Genomic DNA, 4,967 nt, shown 5'->3' with positions numbered 1-4,967 from the left:
AGCCTCACCTCGACCAGGTCCCGGGGGCCGCCGTGGTCGCGGGTACGGGTCAGCCCCAGCTCGACGGCGAGGATCGGCAGCAGGTCCGGGCCGACCCGGCGCAGCAGCAGGTCGGCGGCGGTGTTGTCGCTGACCGACATGGCGAAGTAGGCGAGGTCGCGCAGCGACACCTCGGCGTCGTCGACGCAGCCCGCCAGACCCCACCCGCCGAGCCGGTCGGCGGCGGTGACCAGTACCCGCTCGGTCGGGTCCAGCTGACCGGCCTCGACCTGCCGGGCGAACTCCAGCACCAGCAGGATCTTGAAGATCGAGGCGATCACCACCTGCTCGTCGGCCCGCACCCCGACCTCCCGGCCACTGCCGGTCGGGCCGTCGACGGCCAGGTCCACAGCGTCCAGGTCGACGGCGTGCATGCTGGCCGTCACCCCGGCGGCGGCGAAGATGGCCTCGATCCGTTCCTGCACGTCCACGCCAGCACGGTAACCAGCGACGCCGTGGCGGCGCTGGCGTAGGGTCCCGGCCGTGGACCTGCTCCGGCACCTGCGGCACTTCGTGGTGGTCGCACACGAACTGCACTTCGGGCGGGCCGCGGAGTTGCTCGGAATGGCCCAGCCGCCGCTGAGCCAGTCGATCCAGCGGCTGGAACGGGAGCTGACGGTCGAGCTGTTCGACCGCTCCCGCCGCCAGGTACGCCTGACCACCGCCGGTGAGCTGCTGCTCGGCGAGGCGGAGGAACTGCTCGCCGGCGAGGGGCGGCTGCGCAGCCTGATGGCCCAGATCCGCGCCGGTGAGCTGGGCGTACTGCGGGCCGGGGTGCCACCGGAGACGCCCGCTGTGACGCTGCGCTCGCTGTTGGACGGGCTCACCGCCCGGGCACCCGGGCTGGACGTGGAGCTGCACGAGCTGACCACCGCCGAGCAGGTACGGATGCTCGCCGAGCGGACCCTGGACGTGGGGCTCGTGCATCACCCGGTGGCGGCGGACGGGTTACGTTTCGGCGCCCCGGTCGACGTACCCCTGGGGGTGTTGCTGCCGCGCACCTCGCCGTTGGCCCGCGACCGTGCGGTGACGCTGGCGTCGCTCGCCGGTCTGGATCTGGTGGCCGCGCCCCGCGCCACCGCCCCCGGCTGGCACGATCACCTGCTGGCGGTGTGCCGGCAGCACGGTTGGCGCCCGACCCGGGTGCGCCCGGCCCGCAACCCGGAGTTCCTCTTCGGGCTGGTGCTGGCCGGCGGCGCGGTGGCGGTGGAACCGGCGGCGGTGGCCCGCCGGGAACCCCGGATGGCCTGGCGGCCGATCGTCGACGCGCCGCTGGCGAAACGCACCTCGGCGGCCTGGCCAGAACGGTCCGCGCACCCGGCGGCGGCGATGTTCGGCCAACTCGCCGCGGACGTGCTGGCCGAGCCCACCGCGCCCGAGCCGCCGTCGACGTCGACACCGGCGGCGCGGCCGTGGCCGGTGCTGTTCGACACGACCGGGTGAACCGATCCGCCGTTGCGTTCGTCACGCCGGCTTGAGCGGTGATTCGTCCACCTGCCCGGGTATGGATGACAGGTAAACGAAGACGCGAAGGAGCCGCAGTGGCAATCACGATTCCCGACATCAGCCTGAACGACGGCACCACCATTCCTCAGCTCGGCTTCGGGGTGTTCCAGATCGAGCCGAAGGACACCGTCGCGGCGGTGAGCACCGCGTTGGAGATCGGCTACCGCCACATCGACACCGCCGAGATGTACGGCAACGAGGCCGAGGTCGGCGAGGCGGTACGGATGTCCGGCCTGGACCGGGGCGCGGTCTACGTGACCAGCAAGCTGAACAACGGCTTCCACCGCCCCGACGACGCCCGCAGGGCGTTCGACTCGACGCTGGCGGCGCTGAAGATGGACTACATCGACCTGTTCCTGATCCACTGGCCGCTGCCGACGCTGTACGACGGCGACTACGTGTCGACCTGGAAGGTGTTGGAGGAGGTCCAGCGCGACGGTCGGGCCCGCTCGATCGGCGTGTCGAACTTCCAGGTGCCGCACCTGCAGCGACTGGCCGACGAGGCGAGCGTCGTGCCGGCGGTCAACCAGATCGAGGCGCACCCGTACTTCACCAACGACGAGGTCCGCGCCTACGGCCGGGAGCACAACATTCTCACCGAGGCGTGGTCGCCCATCGCGCAGGGCAACGTGCTCGGCGACCCGACGGTTGTCGACATCGCCGAGCAGCTCGGCCGGACCCCGGCGCAGGTGGTGCTCCGCTGGCATGTGCAGCGCGGCGACATCATCTTCCCGAAGTCGACCACCCCGAAGCGGATCGAGGAGAACACCCGGATCTTCGACTTCGAGCTGGACGACGTGGCGATGGAGCGGATCACCGAGCTGAACAAGGGCGAGGCCGGTCGGCAGGGCCCGAACCCGGACACCTTCGCCTACCTGCCCAACTGACCTGAGCCGCCGGCCACCGGCGGATGATGTCCCGGTGAGCGCTATACCTCAGAGGCATAACTATGACTCTGAGGTATAGCGCTTTTCGACGTCAGGAGCCGACGCGCTCGGCGAGCCGGCGGAACACCGCCTCAGTGGGCGAGCCTGGCTCGGGGACGTAGACGATCATCCGCTGCTCGGTCTCCGGAACGTGCAGCACCCGGCACTCGAACTCCAACGATCCCAGCTCGGGGTGCGGCACCCGCTTGACGATGGGGCGGCGCTCCTCGACATCGTGCTCCGCCCAGAGCCGCGCGAACCGGGGCGAGGTACCGAGCAGCTCGGTGACCAGCTCGCGGATCGCCGGGTCGGCCGGGTAACGGCCGTAGGCGGCCCGCAGGTCCGCCACCGTGCTGCGGACGAAGCAGATGGTCTCGGCGTCGGTCCAGTGGCTGTCGGTCGCCGGACGCCGGAAGGTCCAGCGGATCATGTTGCGGTCCGCGTCCGGCACGGCCGAGAGGTCGCCCATGAAGGACGTGGCAAGCCGGTTCCAGGCCAGCACGTGGTACGCGGCGTCGACGAGGTACGCCGGGGTCTCGGTCATGGCGTCGAGCAGGTGCCGCAGTCCGGGCGTCACCTCCCGGCTCGGGCCGACGGTACGCGGCGGGTTCTCCCCGGCGATCCGGAACAGGTACTCGCGCTCGTCCCGACTCAACATCAGCGCCCGGGCCATCGACGCGAGCACCTGCCGGGACGGGTGCGGTCCGCGGCCCTGCTCCAGCCGGATGTAGTAGTCGATCGACATCCCGGCGAGCTGGGCGACCTCCTGCCGGCGCAGCCCGGGGGTCCGTCGGCGTTCACCCTCCGGAAGCCCGACCTCGGTGGGCCGCAACCGGGCGCGGCGGGTACGCAGGAACGCCGCCAGTTCGTCACGCCGCAGGCCGCTGCTCGTCATGTCCCCAGCATGCCCCCGCTCCGGGCGGCCAGGGTGGTACCACCGGTCCCAGCCTCGGCCCGTCTCTCCCCGCAGGCCGCCGACGCGGACACGCTCGACGGCATGACGAACAAGATCGCCCTGATCACCGGGGCCAACAAGGGGATCGGCTTCGCCACCGCTCGGCAGCTCGGCGCCCTCGGCATGACCGTGCTGGTGGGCGCACGGGACGCCGAGCGGGGTCGCGCAGCCGAACGGGAGCTGCGCGACGGCGGCGCGGACGCAGTGTGGGTGCCGCTCGACGTCACCGACGCCGAGTCGGTGACGGCCGCCGCGAAGCGGGTGGAGGCGGAGTACGGCCGGCTGGACGTGCTGATCAACAACGCCGGCATCGTCCTCGCCGACGGCGCGCGAGGGCTGCCCAGCGAGACGACGGTGGCGACGATGCGCCGGCTCTACGAGACGAACGTCTTCGGGGTGGTGACGGTGACCAACGCGCTGCTGCCGCTGCTGCGCCGGGCACCGGCCGCCAGAATCGTCAACGTGTCGAGCGAGGTCGGCTCGATCGCGGTGATGACCGACCCCAACGGCGCGTTGTTCCAGCTGACCTCCGTGCCGTACCCGTCGTCGAAGGCGGCGCTGAACATGCTCACCGCGATGTACGCCAAGGAGTTGCGGGACACCCCGATCACTGTGAACGCGGCGAACCCGGGCTACTGCGCCACCGACCTGAACGGCAACAGCGGCTTCCGCACAGCAGAACAGGGCGCCGAGGTGAGCGTGCACCTGGCGACCCTGCCAGCCGACGGGCCGAGCGGGCTGCTCTGGGGCTACCAGATGGACGCCGGCGGCGGGTACGGCGTGCTGCCCTGGTGACCTGTCACCGGCCGCCCCGCCGACCTCAGCTCACTGTCGGTGGGGCGGTCAGGTCGAGTTGCCAGTCGTTGGCCCGCATCATCCGCCCCGGCGGATATTCGAAACCGGTCTCGCCGAGCAGCGTGAAACCCGCCTTGCGACACACCGCGTTCGACGCGGGATTGTCCACCGAGGGGTAGGCGTGCGCGTAGCGCCGGTCCCGTCGGGCGCGAACGACGTCCACCACCGCACGCACCGCCGTCGTGGCCAGCCCCATCCCCCGGTACGCGGGCAGCACCGCCCAACCCAGCTCGTACACCGGGTGGTCGCGCCACTCCCGACCCCAGTAGCCGACGCTGCCCGCCCGCGCCCCGTCCGGCAGCACCAGCGTGAACATGCAGCCCTGCCCGGTGTCGGCGAAGTGCACGTACCGGTCGTGGCGGGCGAGCACCTGCTCGTCGGTCTCCGGGCCGCCGGTGTGCTTGCGGGTGTCCGGTGAGTGGAGCTGCCGCAGCAGGTAGAGGTCGTCCTCGTGCCACGGTTCGATGCGTACCTGGGCCATCCCGTTTCCCCCGTTCGTCGACCCCAGTCAAGCCGATCCCACCGACACTCCGCCCCGAAACCGCGCCCGCTAGATCAGATCTAGCGGGCGCCCGCTGTCACCTCGCGCCTTCAGAATGGAAGGGGGTGGCCATGACGCCGCTACGGATCGCCGTGATCGTCGGCAGCACGCGGGAGGGGCGGGTCGGCGACCGGCTCGCCACCTG

General features: G+C 71.4%; 6 protein-coding genes. 3 read left to right on the top strand and 3 right to left on the bottom strand.

Annotated elements, in window-relative coordinates:
- On the bottom strand, positions 1–470 hold a 470-nt coding region (locus tag KBX53_RS22075; protein ID WP_210861394.1), incomplete at its 3' end, for a serine hydrolase.
- A gap of 52 nt (positions 471–522) precedes the next feature.
- On the opposite strand from KBX53_RS22075, the gene KBX53_RS22070 reads away from it, so the two are divergent.
- Positions 523–1,482: a LysR substrate-binding domain-containing protein gene (locus tag KBX53_RS22070; protein ID WP_210861392.1), complete on the top strand. Its 960-nt coding sequence runs from the start codon at positions 523–525 to the stop codon at positions 1,480–1,482.
- 98 nt (positions 1,483–1,580) lie between these two features.
- Positions 1,581–2,432 (top strand): aldo/keto reductase, encoded by an 852-nt coding sequence (locus tag KBX53_RS22065; RefSeq protein WP_030331366.1) that lies wholly within the window; start codon positions 1,581–1,583, stop codon positions 2,430–2,432.
- Between the two features lie 91 nt (positions 2,433–2,523).
- Here the strand turns inward: KBX53_RS22065 and KBX53_RS22060 are convergent, their stop codons facing one another.
- A complete protein-coding gene (locus KBX53_RS22060; protein WP_210861390.1) occupies positions 2,524–3,366 on the bottom strand; it encodes a helix-turn-helix transcriptional regulator in 843 nt (280 codons plus the stop codon).
- A 102-nt stretch (positions 3,367–3,468) separates the two neighbouring features.
- On the opposite strand from KBX53_RS22060, the gene KBX53_RS22055 reads away from it, so the two are divergent.
- Positions 3,469–4,221, top strand: coding sequence for an SDR family oxidoreductase (locus KBX53_RS22055; RefSeq protein WP_210861388.1), 753 nt, complete (start codon positions 3,469–3,471; stop codon positions 4,219–4,221).
- Between the two features lie 25 nt (positions 4,222–4,246).
- Here the strand turns inward: KBX53_RS22055 and KBX53_RS22050 are convergent, their stop codons facing one another.
- Positions 4,247–4,762, bottom strand: a complete 516-nt coding sequence (locus KBX53_RS22050) for a GNAT family N-acetyltransferase (protein WP_210861386.1) — start codon at positions 4,760–4,762, stop codon at positions 4,247–4,249.
- Positions 4,763–4,967: the final 205 nt, after the last annotated feature.

Origin of the sequence: Micromonospora sp. M51 (genome assembly GCF_018070305.1) — a bacterium.
GTDB classification, from domain to species: Bacteria; Actinomycetota; Actinomycetes; order Mycobacteriales; family Micromonosporaceae; genus Micromonospora; species Micromonospora parva.
The sequence above is the reverse complement of the archived record's forward strand: the minus strand, read 5'-3'. Positions and strand labels throughout refer to the sequence as shown.